At 35.1% G+C, this 20742-nt stretch carries 18 protein-coding genes; 14 read left to right on the top strand and 4 right to left on the bottom strand.

Annotated features, from left to right (window positions below; translation table 11 throughout):
• The first annotated feature begins 105 nt into the window (after nt 1–105).
• Both JQC67_RS11295 and JQC67_RS11290 read left to right on the top strand, forming a co-directional pair.
• Nucleotides 106–1230, top strand: a complete 1125-nt coding sequence (locus JQC67_RS11295; protein ID WP_203252912.1) for a PQQ-dependent sugar dehydrogenase — start codon at nt 106–108, stop codon at nt 1228–1230.
• Between the two features lie 42 nt (nt 1231–1272).
• The gene (locus JQC67_RS11290) at nt 1273–1674 is read left to right on the top strand and encodes a c-type cytochrome (protein ID WP_238934595.1); all 402 of its coding nucleotides are present in this window, start codon (nt 1273–1275) and stop codon (nt 1672–1674) included.
• Between the two features lie 3 nt (nt 1675–1677).
• Here the strand turns inward: JQC67_RS11290 and murQ are convergent, their stop codons facing one another.
• Both murQ and JQC67_RS11280 read right to left on the bottom strand, forming a co-directional pair.
• Nucleotides 1678–2487, bottom strand: coding sequence for an N-acetylmuramic acid 6-phosphate etherase (gene murQ / locus JQC67_RS11285; RefSeq protein ID WP_203252911.1), 810 nt, complete (start codon nt 2485–2487; stop codon nt 1678–1680).
• Between the two features lie 6 nt (nt 2488–2493).
• On the bottom strand, nt 2494–3243 hold the full coding sequence (locus tag JQC67_RS11280) for a DeoR/GlpR family DNA-binding transcription regulator (protein WP_203252910.1): 750 nt from the start codon (nt 3241–3243) through the stop codon (nt 2494–2496).
• Nucleotides 3244–3450: 207 nt separating this feature from the next.
• Here JQC67_RS11280 and nagB point away from each other — a divergent pair, with 207 nt between their 5' ends.
• The 7 genes from nagB (at nt 3451) to JQC67_RS11245 (ending at nt 13076) form a co-directional block, all read left to right on the top strand.
• Nucleotides 3451–5376 (top strand): glucosamine-6-phosphate deaminase, encoded by a 1926-nt coding sequence (gene nagB, locus JQC67_RS11275; protein WP_203252909.1) that lies wholly within the window; start codon nt 3451–3453, stop codon nt 5374–5376.
• 61 nt (nt 5377–5437) lie between these two features.
• A complete protein-coding gene (locus JQC67_RS11270) occupies nt 5438–6946 on the top strand; it encodes a glycoside hydrolase family 10 protein (protein ID WP_203252908.1) in 1509 nt (502 codons plus the stop codon).
• A gap of 56 nt (nt 6947–7002) precedes the next feature.
• A complete protein-coding gene (locus tag JQC67_RS11265; RefSeq protein WP_203252907.1) occupies nt 7003–8277 on the top strand; it encodes an MFS transporter in 1275 nt (424 codons plus the stop codon).
• Nucleotides 8270–9856 (top strand): glycoside hydrolase family 3 protein, encoded by a 1587-nt coding sequence (locus JQC67_RS11260; RefSeq protein ID WP_203252906.1) that lies wholly within the window; start codon nt 8270–8272, stop codon nt 9854–9856. Before JQC67_RS11265 ends, JQC67_RS11260 begins: the two co-directional genes overlap by 8 nt.
• Complete coding sequence (locus JQC67_RS11255; protein WP_203252905.1) at nt 9853–10929, top strand: anhydro-N-acetylmuramic acid kinase; 1077 nt, start codon at nt 9853–9855, stop codon at nt 10927–10929. Before JQC67_RS11260 ends, JQC67_RS11255 begins: the two co-directional genes overlap by 4 nt.
• Nucleotides 10930–11019: 90 nt before the next feature.
• On the top strand, nt 11020–11280 hold the full coding sequence (locus JQC67_RS11250; RefSeq protein WP_203252904.1) for a DUF4212 domain-containing protein: 261 nt from the start codon (nt 11020–11022) through the stop codon (nt 11278–11280).
• An 83-nt stretch (nt 11281–11363) separates the two neighbouring features.
• Nucleotides 11364–13076 carry a sodium:solute symporter family protein gene (locus tag JQC67_RS11245; RefSeq protein WP_203252903.1) on the top strand — a complete coding sequence of 571 codons (1713 nt, stop codon included), beginning with the start codon at nt 11364–11366 and terminating at the stop codon, nt 13074–13076.
• Here JQC67_RS11245 and JQC67_RS11240 read toward each other — a convergent pair.
• Nucleotides 13073–14005, bottom strand: a complete 933-nt coding sequence (locus tag JQC67_RS11240; RefSeq protein WP_203252902.1) for an AraC family transcriptional regulator — start codon at nt 14003–14005, stop codon at nt 13073–13075. The genes JQC67_RS11245 and JQC67_RS11240 overlap by 4 nt on opposite strands.
• Before the next feature lie 213 nt (nt 14006–14218).
• On the opposite strand from JQC67_RS11240, the gene JQC67_RS11235 reads away from it, so the two are divergent.
• The 3 genes from JQC67_RS11235 (at nt 14219) to acs (ending at nt 18089) form a co-directional block, all read left to right on the top strand.
• The gene (locus tag JQC67_RS11235) at nt 14219–15718 is read left to right on the top strand and encodes an aldehyde dehydrogenase family protein (RefSeq protein WP_203252901.1); all 1500 of its coding nucleotides are present in this window, start codon (nt 14219–14221) and stop codon (nt 15716–15718) included.
• A 68-nt stretch (nt 15719–15786) separates the two neighbouring features.
• Entirely contained in the window at nt 15787–16152 is a 366-nt protein-coding gene (locus JQC67_RS11230) for a DUF779 domain-containing protein (RefSeq protein WP_203252900.1), read from the top strand.
• A 29-nt stretch (nt 16153–16181) separates the two neighbouring features.
• The gene (acs, locus tag JQC67_RS11225) at nt 16182–18089 is read left to right on the top strand and encodes an acetate--CoA ligase (RefSeq protein WP_203252899.1); all 1908 of its coding nucleotides are present in this window, start codon (nt 16182–16184) and stop codon (nt 18087–18089) included.
• Between the two features lie 116 nt (nt 18090–18205).
• On the opposite strand, the gene JQC67_RS11220 is transcribed toward acs, so the two are convergent.
• A complete protein-coding gene (locus tag JQC67_RS11220) occupies nt 18206–19423 on the bottom strand; it encodes a multidrug effflux MFS transporter (protein ID WP_203252898.1) in 1218 nt (405 codons plus the stop codon).
• Between the two features lie 165 nt (nt 19424–19588).
• Here JQC67_RS11220 and udk point away from each other — a divergent pair, with 165 nt between their 5' ends.
• Together udk and JQC67_RS11210 are read left to right on the top strand one after the other, a co-directional pair.
• On the top strand, nt 19589–20200 hold the full coding sequence (gene udk, locus JQC67_RS11215) for a uridine kinase (protein WP_203252897.1): 612 nt from the start codon (nt 19589–19591) through the stop codon (nt 20198–20200).
• Entirely contained in the window at nt 20201–20527 is a 327-nt protein-coding gene (locus JQC67_RS11210; protein WP_203252896.1) for an FtsB family cell division protein, read from the top strand.
• The last annotated feature ends 215 nt before the right edge of the window (nt 20528–20742 follow it).

Raw genomic sequence — 20742 nt, 5'->3', positions numbered from 1 at the left:
CGATTTGGGATCTTGATATTCTTAGGGTAATGGTTTGAACTTATATTTTTTATCTTTAGGCACTATTAGCACCTTATATTTATAATATTATTTAAACGTCAAATTATGAAGAATAGTATTGCAGCCCTTTATTTAATCGTTGTAGCGTTCAATTTTTCTTGCGGACAGGATACTGCTAATCAAGTAGCTACAATTTCTGACACTCCGTTTACTCCTGAATTATTGGTAGAAGACGTTGCTATTCCTTGGGGCATTGCCTTTTTACCAGATGGAAGTATGTTAATTACTGAAAAATCGGGTGAATTGATTCTTTTCAAAGATGGGCAGAAGAATACACTTTCAAATGTACCTGAAGTTTATTCTAGAGGTCAAGGCGGACTTTTAGATGTAGCAGTACACCCTGACTATGAAAATAATGGTTGGATTTATCTTTCTTATGCGTCAGAAGAAGGCGAAGAAAAAGGTGGACATACTGCTTTTACTCGCGCTAAAATATCAGACAACTCATTAACTAACAGTCAATTACTATACAAAGGTTCACCTAATACTACAAAGGGACAGCATTTTGGCTCACGCATCGAATTTGATGATAAAGGTTATGTGTATTTGAGCATTGGAGAAAGAGGTGCAAGAGATGATAATCCTCAAGATATTACTCGAGATGGGGGCAAAATATATCGTTTTTATGACGATGGAAGAATTCCTGAAGACAATCCGTTTGTAGGTACAGAAGGTGCAAAAACTGCAATTTATAGTTACGGACATAGAAATCCGCAGGGTTTAATAAAAAATCCAAAAACTGGAGATATTTGGGATAATGAGCATGGACCAAAAGGTGGTGATGAAATAAACATTATTAAACCCGGTGCTAATTATGGCTGGCCAGTAATTACTTATGGTGTCAATTATAGTGGCACTCCAATTACAGACAAAACTGCAATGGACGGTATGGAGCAGCCTATTCACTATTGGTTGCCTTCAATTGCACCCAGCGGAATGGCCTTTATTACAACGGATAATTATGGTGCAGATTGGAATGGTTCATTATTAGTTGGTTCATTAAAATTCCAATACCTCGAGCTTCTAAAACTTAACGGTACTAAAGTAACCGACAGAATTGAACTAATTAAAGGCTTAGGTCGTGTACGTGATGTAGTTCAAGGCCCTGACGGGTTAATTTATGTTGGTGTTGAAGGTAAGGGAGTATATAAATTGGTTCCTAAAAAATAAAGCTTTCACTTAAAATTTTTCAATTTTAATATTTATGTTTTGATGAAAATATTTCTGACTTCTTATATACTTGCAGTAATCGGCTTGAGTCTTTATTTTTTTCAAGACCCTGCTCTAGAAGCCAGTATGCAACGCGGTAATGAAATATATGCAGATTTCTGTGTGACCTGCCATTTAGAAGCTGGTGAGGGTGTGGTAAGTACGTTTCCTCCTTTAGCAAAATCAGACTATTTACTGCAAAATAGAGCGGCCAGTATTCGCGGGGTAAAATTCGGACAACAGGCTGAGATTGTTGTAAATGGAGTTACTTACAACAGTGCAATGCCCAGCCCCGGATTAGAGGATGATGAAATTGCTGATGTCATGAATTACATTTTAAATTCTTGGGGAAATACTTCCGATAAAATAGTAACAGTAGAAGAGGTTGAGGCTATTCAGAAATAATAGCTAAGCACCGGCATCTAAAGCTGCTTTTACAGACCCATGCTCTTTAAGAAGTTTTTCTGCTGCGGCATATTCAATACCCAACCCTTCAGACACATAGCGTACGCCTCTATCCACTAGTTTAACATTACTTAATTGCATGTTAACCATTTTGTTCCCTTTTACCCGACCGATTTTTATCATCAGGGCAGTTGAAATCATATTCAGTGCTAATTTTTGAGAAGTACCACTTTTCATACGCGTACTTCCGGTTACAAATTCAGGTCCAACATTCATAGCAATAGCAATATCAGCAGCTTCAGCTAAAGGTGAACCCGGATTATTAGTTACACCAGCAGTAAGTATTCCATTTTTCTTAGCTTCAGCTAATCCTCCTAAAACATAGGGTGTTGTGCCAGAAGCAGCTATACCAACTACCACATCTAAATCTGTAATATTATGCACCATTAAATCTTTCCATGCCTGATTTATATCATCCTCAGCATTTTCAACTGATTTACGAATTGCAATATCACCACCCGCAATAATGCCCACTACCCTTTCATGCGGCATACCATATGTTGGTGGTATTTCAGAAGCATCTAAAACACCTAATCGCCCACTAGTACCAGCACCTATATAAAACAATCGACCGCCTTTTTCAAAGCGTTCTGCCAATGCATCTACTAAAATGGTAATTTGCGGAATTACCTCAGCAACTGCATCAGCAACTTTTTTGTCTTCTTCATTCATCTTATTTAGAATTGAAACAGTGTCTAACTGTTCTAAATTATCATGATTTGAAGGGGTTTCTGTGATTTTAATATAATTCATAGTTATTTATAATATTCGAATATCGTGGTTTCTAAAAGAATTGAGAAGTTCATTTTCAGGCTCTAATTCAGTAATCATTGTATTTATCGCGTTAATATCACAGGACTTATAGCGATGCTGAGAATTCAATTTTTCAGAAATGGATAGCAACACTGTTTTTTTAGAACATTTTATAATTGCTTTTTTCACTTGCACAATATCCCAGTCGAATTCTGTGAGTCCATAAAAAGAATCAACATAACCCGTGCCGATAAAACTATAATCTACTTTTATTTCTGAAAGATTATGAATTGCATTTGCACCAATAGATATTTGTGACTCTTTTGAAACTTGCCCTCCTATTAATATGACAGTTACGTTTGGTTTTGCTAACAACTCCATAGCAACAGGTATACTATGGGTAAAACATGTTAAATCTAAATTTGAAGGTATTAACCTTGCTAATTCGTTACATGTAGTGCCTCCATCAACAAATATTACCGAACCATCTTTAAGTAAGGTTATTGCTTTTTCGGCAATCCTAGTCTTCTGTTCTAATCGATAAATATTTTGATTTTTAACACTATTTGTGGTAAAACCCAAGGATATGGCTCCACCATGAACTTTCTTAAGTTTATTCTCAGCATCCAATTCTTTTACATCGCGCCGAATAGTATCAATAGATACATCTAATGATTCTGCAATATCAGTCAATAATATGCGATTATGCAGTTCTACTACACTTAAAATAGTTTGTTGTCTTTCTTCTTTTAACATGTAATGATTACTAAAATCCTAATTTAAAGTGGCAAAGATAATGAATTATACTATTATGCTGTTTTATTCTGTTTTATAATTGCATTTTCTTTAAAAAGAGCATAAAACAGCAAAATAAAAAGCATAAAGCTGCAAAAATTCAATTTATTGCCTACATTTGCATGATTCAAAAAATTAAGTCCACAACACATGCTAGCAACTTTGATAATGAAACAAAAAAAAACTGGAATAGACATTAGCCATAAACCGGTAGGCCACTTTGAAGAAACTCGCTTTGAAAAAATACACAATGTAATTTTTGAAGATTCTAACAAAGCTTCAATTAAAGTAGCCCACGAAATTGCGGCGCTTATTCGTAAAAAACAAAAATCTAAAAAGAATTGTGTACTAGGTTTAGCTACTGGCTCCTCTCCCATTCGAGTTTATGAAGAACTTGTGAGAATGCATAAAGAGGAAGGCTTGAGCTTTTCTAATGTGATTACCTTTAATCTTGATGAATATTTACCAATGGAGAAAGATAACCGCCAGAGTTATTGGTACTTCATGCATGAACACCTATTCAATCATATTGACATACCTAGTGAAAACATTCATATCCCTGACGGAACAGTAGCTAAAGAATTTGTTATCGACTATTGTCTGGCTTATGAAGAAGCTATAAAAAAATTCGGCGGACTTGACTTTCAACTGCTCGGTATTGGTAGAACGGGACACGTAGGTTTCAACGAACCTGGGTCTCACCACAATTCTGGTACCCGAGTTATCACACTTGACCATATTACAAAAGTTGATGCTGCGCCTGCCTTTTTAGGAATAGACAATGTGCCTAGAAAAGCAATTACCATGGGTATTTCAACGGTGATGAGTGCTAAACGAATTGTTTTGCTTGGTTGGGGTGAAAACAAGGCGAACATTATTAAAAAAACTGTTGAAGGTGAAATTTCATCATACGTACCCGCTACCTATTTACAGGAGCATAAAAATTGCACTTTTGTTCTTGATGCCGGTGCTGGTGGTCAATTGACAAGAAATAAAACACCATGGTTAGTAGATGAATCATTAGAGTGGACAGAAAGTTTAACTGCAAAAGCAATTGTTTGGCTTTGTAATCAAACCGAAAAATCAATTTTAAGCTTAACAGATAAAGATTACAATGACAATGGAATGTCGGGCTTATTATCTGTTCAAGACTCTTATGATTTGAATATAAAAATGTTCAATAGATTACAACATACAATTACAGGTTGGCCAGGTGGAAAACCTAATGCTGATGACACTAGCAGACCCGAAAGAGCCCTACCAGTTAAAAAGAGAGTTATTATTTTTAGCCCGCACCCTGACGATGATGTAATTTCAATGGGCGGTACTTTTGATCGTTTAGTTGAGCAGGGTCATGATGTACATGTTGCTTATCAAACTTCAGGTAATATAGCCGTTTCAGATACTGATGCCATTCGTTATGCCGAAATCGCCAAACGCATTAGTCCTTCAGATGAGGCACAACACATAATTGATTCTATAAAGGCTAAAAACGAAAGTAGCTTTGATACCTTAGATGTTAGAAAATTAAAAGGAAATATTAGGCGTGGCGAATCATATGCTGCAACTAGATATGTTGGTCTTGATGATGCAAACGTTCGCTTTCTTGACCTTCCTTTTTACGAAACTGGTACTATTAAAAAGGACAACTTATCTGAGGCAGATGTTAAAATAATGATGGATTACATTAGAGAAGTTAAACCACATCAAATTTTTGCTGCTGGTGATTTAGCTGATCCACATGGTACACATAAAGTATGTCTTGATGCTGTTTTTGAAGCAATGAAGCGTTTACAATCAGACGAATTTATGAAAGATTGCTGGTTGTGGTTATATAGAGGTGCTTGGCATGAGTGGGACATCAATGAAATTGAGATGGCTGTACCTATGAGTCCAGGGCAAGTGCTTAAAAAGCGTTATGCAATATTTTGCCATCAATCTCAAAAAGATGGTGTTATGTTTCAAGGTGATGATGCAAGAGAATTCTGGATGAGAGCTGAAGAGCGAAATAAGGATACCGCTGCAAGATATAAAGCACTTGGTCTTTCTGATTATGCTGCAATGGAAGCTTTTGTTAGACATAAATTCGATTAATTATTAATTTACTGTTCTTAAAGGCCTATTTTTAAATGCAAATAGGCCTTTTTTGTTATTTATGATTAGAAAGTTACTTTTTATTCTTCTTGTAGTTACTATACATTCTTGTTCGGTTTTTAAACCAATTCCGCAACCAGAAAGAGAGTTTAGAGGTTTTTGGGTGGCAACAGTTGTAAATATCGACTGGCCTAAAAACGGAAATGATGCTATTGAAAAGCAAAAACTTGATTATCTTAAAATTCTAGATTTTTATGATGATTTAAATTTCAATGCTGCAATAGTTCAAATTAGAACTGCTGGTGATGCTTTTTATGATTCTGATTATGCACCTTGGTCTCGATTTTTGACTGGAAAAGAGGGTCAATCACCCAATTCTGATGAAAGTATTTTAAAATGGATGATTGATGAGGCGCATGTTAGAGGAATGGAATTTCATGCTTGGCTTAATCCTTACCGTGCGACATTTGACCTAAAAACAGAAATATTAAGTCCTATTCATGATTATAACCTCCACCCTGAATGGATGTTGAAGTATGGTAAAAAATACTATTACAATCCTGGTATACCTGAAGTTCGTGATCGAATGGCATCTGTAATTGATGAAATTGTTACCAATTTTGATATTGATGCAATTCACTTTGATGACTATTTTTACCCTTATACAATAAAAGATGAAGTCTTTAATGATTCATTGACTTATAACTTTCACAAACTACCAAATCAGTCAATTGATGATTGGAGACGTTCAAATATGGACTCTCTAATTAAAACCAGCTATACAACCATAAAAAACAGAAAACCATGGGTGCAATTTGGTGTTAGCCCTTTTGGTGTTTGGAAAAACAAAGCAACCGATCCAAATGGATCAGATACTAAAGCAGGCCAAACTACTTATGAAAATCTTTATGCTGATCCTTTGTTATGGATGAAAGAAGGGTGGCTTGATTATTTAATTCCACAAGTATATTGGAGTATGGATTTGTCTGTTGCATCACATCGAAAAATTGTTGATTGGTGGTCATTAAATAGTCAAAATACCAATCTATATATTGGCAATGGTCCTTATAAAATCAGAAATAATAGTGATAAAGCTTGGGACGACCCAAAAGAACTACCCAAACAATTAAATCTTGCTAGAAATACAGAAAATGTAAAAGGTAATGTCTTTTTTAGCGCTAAAAGCCTAATGAAAAACAATGATGATATAGTCACTAATCTTCAAAAAAAATATTACAAAAGAAAAGCTTTAACACCCGTAGTCATTAACTCTGGCACCAATTCTTTGAAAAACATTGAACTTAAAGGTATTGAAGAAAACAATGTGTTTACTGATCTGATCTTTAAAAACTTGGAGGGGTATCGTTACGCGCTGGTTTATCCTTCTGGTAAGAAAAAGAGAACTGAATATTCCATTAAAAAACTATTAACAAAAGTAATTGTAAACGAGAACAGTTCTATTTCTATTCCTTCAGAAATATCGCATCACAAAAAATATGTAGCACTGACTTTTATTGATTACTTCGGTAGAAAATCTGAGCCAGTAATTGTACATTTAAAACATAAATAGAAAATAAAAGTGCTAAAAACAGAATATCGAGTTACAGATATTTCTTTAATTGAATTATGATTCAAAAAGACAAAAAGGCTTGGGCATGGGTGCCTATTTTATATTTTACACAAGGTTTACCGTATGTAATGGTTGTCACCGTTTCGGTCATTATGTACAAACAACTCGGAGTCAGCAATGAAGATATTGGTCTTTATACCAGCTTATTATACTTACCCTGGGTGCTTAAACCACTATGGAGCCCTTTTGTTGATTTGAAGAGTACCAAACGGAACTGGTTTTTAAGTATGCAACTTTTAATTGCAATAGCTCTATTAGGTGTCGGTCTTACTATACCAACCAACATGTTTTTCACCACTACCCTAGCCTGCTTCTGGATGGCTGCTTTTACGTCAGCCACAAATGACATTGCTTCCGATGGTTATTATATGATTGGATTAACCGAAAAGAAACAATCATTTTTTGTGGGCATGCGCAGTACCTTCTATCGATTGGCAATGGTTACTGGTGAAGGCTTAATTGTGTTCTTAGCAGGATTTCTAGAACAAAAATATGGAGACAACTCAAAAGCATGGAGTATTACAATGACCGCCTCGGCCTTTTTAATGTTAGCACTTACTATTTCAAACTTTTTTGTTGCACCAAAGTATGAATCCTCCGCAGCTATTCGCACTGAAAAACCAAAAGGTTTCCTTGAAGTCTTTTCCTCATTTTTTAATAAACCAGGCATTGGTATTGCACTTGCATTTATACTTACCTATCGTTTAGGTGAATCACAGCTTGTTAAAATGGCATCTCCTTTTCTGTTAGATTCTAGTGAAAAAGGAGGTCTAGGGTACTCCACTCAACAATTGGGTATTCTTTTTGGAACCGTAGGTGTTATTATGTTGTCTATAGGTGGAATTCTTGGAGGAATATTAATTTCAAGAGATGGTTTAAAACGATGGATGCTTCCAATGATTTTATCTTTGAACGTACCTAACATTTTATATGCTTTACTTGCAATAACAAAAACCACTAATATTTATGCTGTTACGGCGACTATCGTTTTTGAAAAGTTTGGATATGGTTTTGGGTTTGCAGCTTTTTTAATGTATCTCATCTATATTGCCGATGGAAAATCAAAAACTTCACATTACGCGATTGCTACAGGTTTTATGGCGTTAGGTATGATGCTACCTGGTATGATAAGTGGTTACATGCAACAATGGTTAGGGTATGATGGCTTTTTTGTTTGGGTAGTAATTGCTGCTTTACCTGCTGTTTTTCTATTGAAATTTATTAAGTACCCTTCTGATTTTGGAAAGAAATCAAATCAATCGAATGCGTAAAATAAACACATATTCTAAAGCTACTGTCTCGCTTTCTGTCGTAGAAAAAATTGGACAATTATTTATGCCCGCTGCTTTTATTAATGACTCAGAAGAAGAAATTCAACAACTTGAGGAGCTTATAAAAAAATATGGTGTTGGCGGACTATGTTTTTTTCATTCACGTGCTAGTGCAGCGACAAATTTTGAAGGCAAAAAGAAAGTGCTTTATAATGAGAATAGTCTTAGTACACTTAAAAAATTAATTAATAGATATCAATCTGTTTCAAAACATCCATTACTAATAGCAATTGATGCTGAATGGGGTTTGGCAATGCGTATTGAAAACACCACACAATACCCCTATGCCATTACATTAGGTGCCATGGTAAATAATGATGATTTGATTTTTGAGGTCGGAAGAAATATTGCTCTTGATTGTATAGCTGCGGGTATTCATTGGAATTTAGCACCATGCGTAGATATTAATAATAATCCTAAAAACCCAGTAATTGGATATCGTTCTTTTGGTGAGGATAAACAAAATGTTACAGCAAAAGCTACCGCATATGTTAAGGGAACTGAAAGTGAAGGTGTTTTAACTAGTATTAAACATTTTCCCGGCCATGGTGATACGGCTACCGATTCGCATTTAGGGCTTCCCATAATAAACAAATCGAAACAAGAATTAATCGAAAATGAACTTTATTCTTTTCAAAAATTAATTAATGAAGGTGTTGATTCAGTAATGGTAGGCCATTTATCAGTTCCAACATTAGCTAATGACAATACAATTTCATCGAGTATTTCAAAAGACATTATTAAGGGCCTTCTTCGAAATGAAATGGGGTTTGATGGTGTTGTAATTTCAGATGCGCTAAATATGCACGCTGTTTCAAATAAATATCCCTTGAAAGGTGAATTAGAATGGCTTGCATTTGATGCTGGTAATGACGTACTCTGTTTTGCTGAAAATACGTTAGAAGGAATAAAACTTATTGAAGAAAAAGCAACTCAAAATCAAATTGAAGATAGCTTCAAGCGTATATGGCATCTTAAAGAAAAAGCATTTCAAATTGAATCAATCAACACAGAGCAAACTATTATAAATAGTGATGCTCTAAATAAAAAAATTGCTGAAAAAAGTCTATCAATTTTAAATGGAAGTTCAGCTATCATCAAAGATTTTTCAGCTGAAATATTTACAGGGATAAGCAACATGCAACTCCCTGACTGTCAATTTTTTAAACAAATTAATACAAATAAACAGTTTAGATCATTACAACTATCTGACAGTGAGACTTTTGACGTTAAAAATATACTATTAGCACTCTTTCCGCCACAAGTAAAACCAACTGATAATTTCGGCTTCTCAAATGAAGAGTTAGAATCAATAAATACATTATTAGAATCAAAAAATGTTATTCTATATCTATTTGGCAATCCGTATGTATTGAATATTTTGAACTTTAAAAAGGCACAATCAGTTGTGCTGGCTTATCAAAATTTTCATGTATTTCAAGAGGTTGCGGCCGAACACTTTTTAGGAAACTTTGAAGCAAAAGGTAGAATTCCTTTTAATATAGCACCAAGCAAATGAAAACATACAATATTTTAGGCCTTATGTCAGGTACATCTTTAGACGGATTAGACCTAGCATATTGCACTATTTGGCAAACACAGTCATCTTGGAAATTCGATATTAAAAAAACCAAAAGCGTATCGTACACGCAAGAAATGGAAGATGCATTAAAGAACTCCATCTATTTGTCGGCTGCTGACCTTCTAATATTTCATAATCATTATGGCACATGGCTAGGTGAGCAAGCGAAAAAATTTATTGAAGAAAACAATTTAACAATTGATGCTATTGCTAGTCATGGTCATACTACACATCACCAACCCGAAAACGGACTCACTTTTCAAATTGGTTCAGGCCAACATCTAGCAAATGCAAGTGGTCAAACTGTAATTTGTGATTTTCGTACAAATGATGTTGCCTTAGGTGGCCAAGGTGCGCCATTGGTGCCCATTGGCGACAAACTCTTTTTTGGACAATATGATTTTTGCTTAAACCTAGGTGGCATAAGTAATGTATCTTTTGAAAAGAATGAAAAGCGAATTGCATATGACATTGGTTTGGCAAATATGATTCTAAATTATATTACACGTAAGCACGATTTAGCTTATGATGATGGCGGGTTGCTTGCTAAAAGCGGCGTACTAAATAACAAAATGCTTGACAGTTTAAATGCACTTGAATACTACAAACTACCCATACCAAAATCAATTGGTTATGAATGGTTTGTTGAAAAAGTAGTACCAATAGTTGATAGAACCGAAGATTCTATGTCAAACTTGCTGCACACCAGTATACATCATATTTGTGATCAAGTGGCAATTCAAATAAAAAAACACTGTAGTTCTCAAAACAATACGTTACTTATTACCGGTGGGGGCGCTCTCAACACCTTTCTTATTGACACTTTACAGAAAAAACTGGGTGATTCAGTTAAGATAATTAAAACCAGCAGCGAACTAATTGAATTTAAAGAGGCCCTTGTTTTTGCCTTAATGGGGGTTTTACGCATTGAAAATGAAATCAATGTGCTTAATTCAGTGACAGGAGCTGCAACAAACTCTTCTAGCGGTGTAATTTATTTACCTGCGTAAAGTCGATAACGCATAGTAAAAAGTGGATAATGCATAGCAAGAAGCAAATGTATTTTGCTATATTAGACAGTTCAAACAACCAAACGATTCATGTCAGAGAAACAAAAAAAGGCAACTGCCTATTGGAAAGAAAATGTAAGGTATCTGTTTATACTTCTAGCTATTTGGTTTATAGTTTCTTACGGCGCAGGCATTCTTTTTAAAGACGCATTAGATACTATTAGACTTGGTGGGTTCAAACTAGGCTTCTGGTTTGCACAACAAGGTTCTATCTATATATTTGTTGCTCTGATCTTTGTATATGTTCGCTTAATGAACAAGCTAGACAAAAAGTATGGCTACGATGAATAAGTATTAGGTCATCCCAATAAAACAATCAAAATTTAATACCAACAGATTCCCTATGCATCGGGAATACCTATAAAACCAAACTTATGAGTGTTCAAACTTGGACGTATATTTTAGTAGGAATAACTTTTTCTCTTTATATCGGTATTGCAATTTGGTCGCGAGCAGGCTCCACAAAAGAATTTTATGTTGCAGGCGGTGGTGTTTCTCCACTTGCAAACGGAATGGCCACGGCTGCGGATTGGATGTCTGCTGCTTCTTTTATTTCAATGGCTGGTATCATTTCATTCGCAGGTTACGATGGCTCCGTTTATTTAATGGGTTGGACGGGTGGATATGTACTCTTAGCCTTACTCCTAGCCCCGTATTTACGAAAATTTGGAAAGTTTACTGTTCCCGATTTTATTGGCGATCGATATTATTCAAAAACAGCACGAATGGTTGCCGTCTTTTGCGCTTTAATAGTATCGTTCACCTATGTAGCTGGTCAAATGCAAGGTGTTGGCCTTGTATTCTCCCGTTTTCTTGAAGTTGATATGGATACTGGCGTAGTAATCGGAATGGTAATCGTTCTTTTTTATGCGGTTTTAGGTGGGATGAAAGGTATTACCTATACACAAGTGGCGCAATATTGTGTTTTAATATTTGCCTTTATGGTACCTGCTATTTTTATCTCTTTTCAGATGACAGGAAATCCTATTCCGCAATTGGGTATGGGAGCTACTTTGAATGATGGTTCTGGTGTTTTTCTAATGGATAAACTAGACGGACTATCAACAGAACTAGGTTTTGACGAATATACAAGTGGGTCAAAATCAATGATTGATGTTTTTGCAATCACCTTAGCCTTAATGGTAGGTACCGCGGGCTTACCCCATGTAATCGTACGCTTCTTTACCGTAAAACGTGTAAAAGATGCTCGTAAATCAGCAGGTTGGGCATTATTACTTATCGCTATTTTATATACTGCTGCACCTGCTGTTTCAGTTTTTGCACGCACAAACTTAATCGACACAGTAAATAACAAACCTTATGCTGATATGCCAGAATGGTTTTCAAAATGGGAGATAACCGGCTTAATCAAATTTGATGATAAAAACGGAGATGGTAAAATTCAATATGTTGCCGACAAAAATATTAATGAGCTAGATGTAAATAGAGATATTATGGTCTTGGCGAATCCTGAAATTGCAGATTTACCTGCTTGGGTCATTGCATTAGTAGCCGCAGGTTCACTTGCTGCTGCACTTTCGACCGCAGCTGGTTTGTTACTGGTAATCTCAGCATCTGTTTCACATGATTTAATTAAAAAAGTTATTAATCCTAATATTTCAGAAAAAGGTGAACTATGGGCTGCGAGAGGTGCAGCAACTGTTGCTGTTGTTATCGCTGGTTATTTTGGTATAAATCCGCCAGGCTTTGTAGCTGCAGTTGTGGCACTTGCGTTTGGTTTAGCCGCTGCATCGTTTTTTCCGGCAATCGTACTTGGAATTTTTTATAAGAAGATGAATAAAGAAGGTGCCATTGCAGGTATGGTAATCGGTATTTCTTTAATGTTGTTTTACATGCTCAAATTTAAATTCGGCATTTTTGATGGCGGTAAAGAAGCGGTAGAAGGTCTGAAAGCCAGTTGGTGGTTCGGAATCTCACCTGAAGGTTTTGGAAGTGTTGCTATGCTCGTAAACTTTATAGTTTCTATTGTTATTATGAAGTTCACGCCAGAGCCGCCTGAAAATGTACAGAGAATAGTTGAAGATATCAGAATACCAAGTGGTGCTGGTGAAGCAACGGGCCACTAAATTCTTTGCGTTGAATCAGTGATGGAGTTTTTAAACTGTTGCGGTGTCATTAACTCCATCTTTTTAAATTGCCTATTGAAGTAACTTGTATTGTTGAAACCTGATTTATAGGCTATTTCAGCAATTGTAAAGTCTTTAGATTCTTTAATTAACTTTTTGGCGAATTTGATTTTCTCTGAGTTGATATAATCAATAGGTGAAATGCCTAAAGTATTTTTAAATTTTTTATGAAAATGTGATGCGCTCAAACAAGCCTTTTCAGCTAAATGTTCAACACTTATAGCTTTATCGGTGAGGTTATCTTTTATGTACTTAATAACCATTCCTATTCTAGTATCATCAATCATATTCTCACAATCATTCAGAATTATTGATTTAGCCTTTGTCTGAAGCAACCGAATAATCAGTTCCTGAATCATTAAATCAAGTAATACATCTTTTGATTTATTGTTATTGGTAAATGTATTTACCATACGTTCTACCAAAATATTTACATCTGTATTATTAATTAAATGAGAAGCGGCGTTATCTAATGACCAATCATTATTCTCATTTTCTATGGCAACTGCATAATTAAAATGTTGCACTACTTCATCAATTTTATGGGCATCCAGTCCCAAGGCCAAACATTGGGTTGGCGAATTTAAGTTTGCTAATGGAAAATCAATTACCATATCTTTTTTCGCAGGCATCACAACAGATTCGCCAGGGTAAAAATCAAAAGGTTTTATGTCTTCAATATGCATAACTTTTTTTCCTGTAAGCATGCTTGCAATTACGGGATAATCGAAATTCAAAACTACTTTCTCAGCTATTTCAAAAGTTTCATAGATATTCAACTCAGCATACTTTGCATTGTACGTGGTCTTGTTTTCAACCAAAGTAGTAAGCTTTCTCGTGCTCGAATGATGTCTCAACAATTGTTTCATATTCAATAATACCAAATTATCATTTCAAAATATCGGAATAATAGATATGTTCTAATTTATAATAAATACGTGCAACAATATCCTTATTTAATAAAATATATTTATAAAAATTTAATATTTAACAATAGTTACGGGTATATTTTGCTGATTCAACAAATCACAAACTAACTTAAGAAATGAATACCCAGATAACTTTAATCTAAAAAAATAAGTATGAGTTATTCAAAACCAAAGTTCAAAGAGAAATATTCCAATTTCATAAATGGAAAATTTGAGGCGCCCATAGGCGGACAATATTTTGATAATACCTCACCAGTTGATAATAGTTTAATAGCTAAATATCCTCGTTCACAAAAAGAAGATGTTGAAATGGCTTTAGATGCTGCGAATGCTGCAAAAGATTCATGGGGAAATACTTCCGCCGGCGAACGGGCAGCGCTACTAAATAAAGTAGCTGATATTATTGAAGAAAATCTTGAAGAATTTGCTTTGGTCGAAACCTGTGATAACGGAAAGCCAATACGCGAAACTTTGAATGCTGACATTCCACTTGCAGTAGATCATTGGCGCTATTTTGCTGCATGCATACGTGCTGAAGAAGGCAGTGCAACTGAACTAGATGCCAATACACTGTCAATGAATATTAAAGAGCCACTAGGTGTAGTTGGTCAAATAATTCCTTGGAATTTTCCTCTACTAATGCTCTCATGGAAATTACCTCCTGCCCTAGCAACTGGCAACTGTGTGGTATTAAAACCGGCAGAGCAAACACCTTCAACGGCTACTTTATTAATGGAGAAAATTGCTGACGTATTTCCTCCTGGTGTACTTAATGTAATACATGGTTTTGGCCCCGAAGCTGGAAAACCATTGGCCGCTAGCTCAAAAATTGATAAAGTTGCATTTACTGGTGAGACTACAACCGGACAACTTATTATGCAATACGCATCAAAAAATTTGAATCCGGTTACTATGGAATTGGGTGGAAAATCACCTAACGTTTTCTTTAATTCAGTTATGGATGAAGATGATGCATTTTTAGATAAAGCCATTGAAGGTGCTGTTCTATTTGCTTTTAATCAAGGAGAGGTCTGTACTTGTCCTTCTCGTTTATTGGTGCAAGAAGACATTTATGATGCATTTATGGAGCGTGTTGTTGCCCGAACCAATGCCATTATTCAAGACAACCCTTATGACACTAGTACAATGGTTGGTGCACAAGCATCAAATGATCAGTATGAAAAAATTCAATCGTATTTAAAAATTGGTGTTGAAGAAGGAGCTAAAGTTTTAGCGGGTGGGTCAGCGAATAAACTTGATGGCGACTTGGCAAGCGGTTTTTACATTCAACCGACTATTTTAGAAGGCCATAATAAAATGAGAATATTTCAAGAAGAAATTTTTGGGCCTGTAGTTTGTGTTACAAAATTTAAAGACGAAGCAGAAGCTATAGAAATTGCAAACGATACGCTTTATGGACTGGGAGCCGGAGTTTGGACGCGCGATGCTCATCAATTGTATCAAATACCTCGTGCCATAAAAGCTGGTAGAGTTTGGGTGAACTGTTATCACGCGTATCCAGCTCACGCGCCATTTGGTGGCTACAAAAAATCTGGATTTGGTAGAGAGAATCATTTAATGATGATGAATTATTACAGACAAACCAAGAACATGCTTATCTCATACGATAAGAACAAACTAGGTTTCTTTTAGAAAATAGTTATCTTAAAAATACTTTAGGCTGAGTTTTATTAAAATTCAGCCTTTTTAAACTATTATTTATGCAACGAGTAGCAATTACTGAGAAAGCAGCTGAAGTTGTACGCCAATTGAAAAAAAGGCATGGTAAGCTTATTTTTCATCAAAGCGGAGGCTGTTGTGATGGCTCATCACCCATGATTTTTGAAGAAGATGATATGTATCTTGATGAAAGTGACGTACTTCTTGGTCAAATTGAAGACGTCAATTTTTACATGAACATAGATCAATTTGAATATTGGAAACATACCCATCTAACAATTGATATTACGGAAGGTAGAGGATCTAGCTTTTCTCTTGAGATTCCTCTTGGGCTTCGTTTTATTGTTCTTTCAAGATTATTAACAGAAGATGAAAATACCTTTTTTAATTCCTCACATTTATCTTAAATTGCTTACTCATTTTTTAAACTAACTTAATGAGTAACTACCACATAAAACATTTAGAAGAATACTATCAAGTATATCGTAAATCTGTAAGAAACCCAGAAGCATTTTGGGAAGAAATTGCTGAGGAGCATTTTGTTTGGAGGAAAAAATGGGATAATGTTTTAAGCTGGGATTTTAGCAAACCAGAAATTAAATGGTTCGAAGGTGCAAAACTAAATATTACAGAAAACTGTATTGACAGGCATCTTCCGACACGCGGTGAAAAAACAGCTATTCTTTTTGAACCCAATGACCCAAAAGAAGAAGCTCAACATATCTCATATAGAGAATTACATGAACGTGTTTGTCGCATGGCAAATGTGTTATTAAATCACGGAATTAAAAAAGGTGATCGTGTTTGTATCTATTTACCAATGATTCCTGATTTGGCAGTTTCGCTATTAGCTTGTGCTAGAATCGGGGCTATTCACTCTGTAGTTTTTGCTGGTTTCTCAGCCAATGCTCTTTCCACTAGAATAAATGATTCAGATTGCAAAATGGTTATCTGTTCTGACGGTTCTTACCGTGGAAGTAAAACAATAGATTTAAAAGGAATCGTTGACAAAGCATTAGAAGATTGCCCTGGAGTTGAAAATGTTTTGGTTGCAAAGCGAATCAATTCTGATATTCAAATGAAAAAGGGCCGTGATCAATGGTTGCAACCACTTTTAGATGAAGCTTATGCGGATTGTGTAGCTGAAATAATGGATGCTGAAGATCCACTTTTCATTCTTTATACTTCTGGTTCAACTGGCAAGCCAAAGGGTATGGTGCATACTACTGGCGGATATATGGTCTACACCGCATATACTTTTAAGAATGCTTTTCAATACAAAGAAAATGACGTGTATTGGTGTACAGCTGATATCGGTTGGATAACCGGACATTCATATATCGTTTATGGACCTTTAGCTAATGGCGCAACAACTGTAATGTTTGAGGGCGTACCTTCTTATCCTGATTATGGTCGTTTTTGGGAAGTTGTAGAAAAACATAAGGTGAATCAGTTTTATACAGCACCAACAGCTATTCGTGCACTTGCAAAACAAAATTTAGACTTTGTAGAAAAACACGATTTGTCTTCTTTAAAAGTTTTAGGTTCCGTTGGTGAGCCTATTAATGAAGAAGCTTGGCATTGGTATAACAATAATATCGGCAAAAAGAAAAGCCCCATTATAGATACATGGTGGCAAACAGAAACTGGCGGTATGATGATTACCCCTATTCCTTATGTGACCCCTACTACTCCAACTTACGCAACCCTACCATTCATAGGTATTCAGCCTGCATTGATGGATGAAGAAGGCAATGAAATTAAAGGTAATCAAGTAGATGGTCGATTGTGTATTAAATTCCCGTGGCCATCAATAGCTAGAACTATTTGGGGCAACCACGACCGTTATAGAGACACGTATTTCTCAGCCTATAAAAACATGTATTTTACCGGAGATGGCGCGCTGAGAGATGCCGTCGGTTACTACAGAATAACAGGTAGAGTTGATGATGTCATCATTGTATCGGGTCATAATTTAGGTACTGCACCTATTGAAGATTCGATAAACGAGCATCCAGCTGTAGCAGAAAGTGCAATTGTAGGTTTCCCACATGATGTAAAAGGTAACGCGTTGTATGGCTACGTTATTCTTAAAGAAACAGGAGAAAGTAGAGATCGTGATAACCTTCGAAATGAAATTAACCAACAGATCACTGAACACATTGGGCCAATTGCAAAATTGGATAAAATTCAGTTTGTAACCGGACTTCCTAAAACTAGAAGTGGTAAAATTATGCGTCGTATTCTTCGTAAAATCGCAAGTAATGACACCTCTAATTTAGGAGATACCAGTACACTTTTAAATCCTGAAATTGTTAAGGAAATCATGGATAACGTTCTGTAGTTTAAAGAACTATTTACTCTACAAACCTCTTTTCATTTATTTGAAAGGAGGTTTTTTTAGTATTTAATCAAGAAATACGTTTTAAAATATTTGATGTTTAATGCATATACAAATCATTAGCTTCGAATTCTTCTCGCCAACAACGGTTTATCACCAAAAACTACAAATATCAATATTGAAATCAATCCACATAATGCCAAACCGAGAAATAATGGCCAAACTGTATCATCAACAAATGTGCTAATATATTGTGCAATCGGTACCGATATAACTGTGGAAATAAAACCATTAATGGCTGCCCCAATACCAGCAATATGTCCTATTGGCTCCATGGCAATGGATCGAAAATTTCCCCAAAGAAATCCTAAACAGAAAAATTGAAATGACAAAAATGCTATCAAAACTGCCACACTAGGGTTTGGTTTTCCCCAAAATAAACCAACGTAAAGTAATGCTATCAAACAGAAAGCAAAAAGCGCCATAAATGATAATTTTCGCATACCAAATCGCAATACCAACGTACCATTCAAAAAAGTTGACAGGCCAATAGAAACAGACAATCCTGCAAAAATATAAGGGAACTCTTCTGCCAAACCATATTGATCTTCAAAGACATGTTGCGAGCCACTTAAATAGACTAAAAATGCACCTGTAACAAAACCCGAAATAAATGTAAAAGCTACTGTCTCTCGGTGCTTTAAAAATTCTTTTAATCCACTTACAAAAACACTTGCTTTAAACGGAATTTTATATTCTGGCTTTAGCGTCTCGACTTGTCTTTTCCAAAACCAAATAGCAACAACAAGCGCAAAAAATAATTGTACATAAAAAATTGCTTGCCATCCGTAACTGTCCATTATCCATTTTCCTATTGCTGGAGCAACAACTGGTATCAAAATAAAAAAAGCAGTGACAAAAGACATTACACGCGCCATATAATCACCTTTGTACGTATCCCTTATAATTGAAATTGCCATAGTTCTAGGTGCTGAAAGAGCTATTCCCTGAAGCACTCTACCAGCTATCATTACCTCTAAATTAGGAGCGAAAATGCAAATTATACTAGCACCAACAAATAAGATAAAACCAGTGTAAACGATTGGTTTTCTACCATAACTGTCTGATAACGGACCAAAAAACAATTGACCAATACCTAGACCTAAAAAAATCATGGTAATCAATAATTGATTTTTAATAGGATCTACGCTATTGATGTCTATACCAATAGTTGAAATTGCAGGTAATATAGCATCGAGTGCAAGTGCTACAATTGACATTAAAGCAGCCATTAAAGCTACAAACTCAAAGTTTGGTTTTACATCCTGATTTTGCATCCTGCAAAAGTAGTTATATGCTTGAAGACCCTAAATTATATACGGCTATAATTTCTAACTTTTACCTTTATTTAATACTTCCATATAAAAACAATACGTACAACTTATCACATAGTGGTTTAGTTTCTTAGGGCAAATATGTACTTTTGACAAAAATTACAGAGAATGCTAATCATAGGAATTGCAGGAGGTACAGGCTGTGGTAAAACCACTGTTGTAAACCAAATCATCAATGAACTACCTATTGGTGAGGTTAGTGTCATATCTCAAGACTCATATTACAATGACTTATCACATCTCACTTTAGAAGAACGTAGGAAAACAAATTTTGACCATCCACAGTCAATTGATTTTGAATTACTTGAAGAGCATCTTACACTATTAAGAGCTGGTACATCTATTAATCAACCTGTATATTCTTTTTTAGAATGTAATCGTACAGCAAAAACAATTCTTACACCACCATGTAAGGTGCTAATTGTTGAAGGTATTTTAATTTTAACCAATGCGAGAATTCGCAAAATGTTAGACATTAAAATCTTTGTGCATGCTGATTCTGATGAACGTCTTATTCGAAGATTAAAACGAGATGTTAATGAGCGCGGGTGGAATTTAGATGAAACCTTAGAAAAGTACCAAACGAATATCAAACCAATGCATTTGCAATTCATTGAACCTAGCAAAGAATATGCAGATATTATTATTCCGAATAATAAATATAATACAGTAGCAGTTGATATAGTTAGAGGTGTTATCAATCAAAAATTAGAGCAATAAATGGGCTATAAAGATCTTAAAAAGAAAAAGTGGTTTAGCTTATTGACCAATATGTATGTATTGGTGCTTAGTGCATTTGTTATATGGATGGTATTTTTCGATACCAATTCATTATTAATTCATTTAGAACTCAGAAAACAAATAAAGGGTCTGGAAAAAACGCAACAGTTTTTAAAAGAAGAAATTGCGAATGACAAAAAAATAATTGAAAAACTCTCTGACCCAGAGGAAATGGAAAAATTTGCTCGAGAACAGTACTACTTAAAGAAAAAAGAAGAAGAAATATTTCTGATAGAGTATGAAGATAGCCTCAATACTAAAGATTAAGGTTTAACAACTTGGTGTATTCAGATAAGAAAAATATACGAGTGTGGTAGGTATTTTCATGAAGTTAGTTTTTGATACACTGTTTACTTGAACTTCGACTCTTACCAAATACTAATTCCTTTATTTCTTTAACCAACTTTAACGCAGCCACTATAGTTATTCACTTTGTGTTAACAAAATTCATTTTTTACCCTAATTATTAATCGTATTTTTAT

This window comes from Aurantibacter crassamenti, from assembly GCF_016811105.1.
Lineage (GTDB): Bacteria > Bacteroidota > Bacteroidia > Flavobacteriales > Flavobacteriaceae > Aurantibacter_A > Aurantibacter_A crassamenti.
Note: the sequence above shows the minus strand (reverse complement) of the source record. Positions and strands in the feature narration are given on the sequence as shown.